The sequence below is a fragment of the Pseudomonas sp. P4_C3 genome (genome assembly GCF_056402075.1).
Genome location: NZ_JBFUIC010000742.1, coordinates 1 through 749, shown reverse-complemented (window position 1 = coordinate 749; position 749 = coordinate 1). Strand labels below are relative to the sequence as shown.

Sequence of the window (749 nt, the reverse complement as noted above, 5' to 3'; positions counted from 1 at the left end):
ACATAAACCCAGGAAGGTCTTCCGTAGGCTTTGCGACCTCTTGAAACCGACATCCATTTGGAGGTCACCTTGCCGAACAAATCCTTGCGCATCCTGATCGCCGATGCGCAGCACTTCAACCGCCTGCGGATCGAGCGACTGTTCAACCAGCTCGGCTATTTTCGGGTGGCTCCGGTGCAGAGCCTCGACGAGCTCCTTGCACTGGTGGAGTACGGTTGCGAGCCTCTGGACCTGGTGCTGGTCAATGGGGCGATGGCAATTGGAGCGCTGGACCTGTTCAGTTTCCTTGCCGACAACCCGCAGGTTCATCACGCGTTTATCTTCAATGAACGGCAGGCGCCGTTGTCGCCAGTCGCGGGCAAAGTCCGGTTGAGCCAGGCCGCTCTGCCGGACCTGGCGTCCATTACGCAGTTGATGAGCGCTGTCGATCGTCGGCTACCATTCGTCGGAACTGTCATTTCTGTCAGGTAGTACTTTCCAGCCTTCCATGCAAAAGTCTATGCGCAGCGTTGTGCCCAATCGCTGCAGTGCCTGGAGGGCATTTTTTGCCCGATCGTGTTGTTTTGCACGGGAGTTGTCATGAAGTCAGCACTGATTGTGGAAGATCATCCGGTGGTTCGATCCATGATCAAACTCGTACTCAAGGGTGAAGGATTCAAGAGTATTTACGAGGCCTCCCGTGGCGATGAGGTCCTGGCATTGATCCGCGAGCATCAACCGGATGTCGTGCTGCTTGATCTGGGTCTCCC

The 749-nt window shown here is 56.1% G+C and carries 2 protein-coding genes; both read left to right on the top strand.

The features are described 5' to 3' along the window. The first annotated feature begins 69 nt into the window (after nucleotides 1-69). Complete coding sequence (locus AC1DVH_RS32195; RefSeq protein ID WP_477757177.1) at nucleotides 70-471, top strand: chemotaxis protein CheY; 402 nt, start codon at nucleotides 70-72, stop codon at nucleotides 469-471. A gap of 108 nt (nucleotides 472-579) precedes the next feature. After that, nucleotides 580-749: response regulator (locus tag AC1DVH_RS32190; RefSeq protein WP_477757178.1), on the top strand; the 170-nt coding region annotated here is incomplete at its 3' end.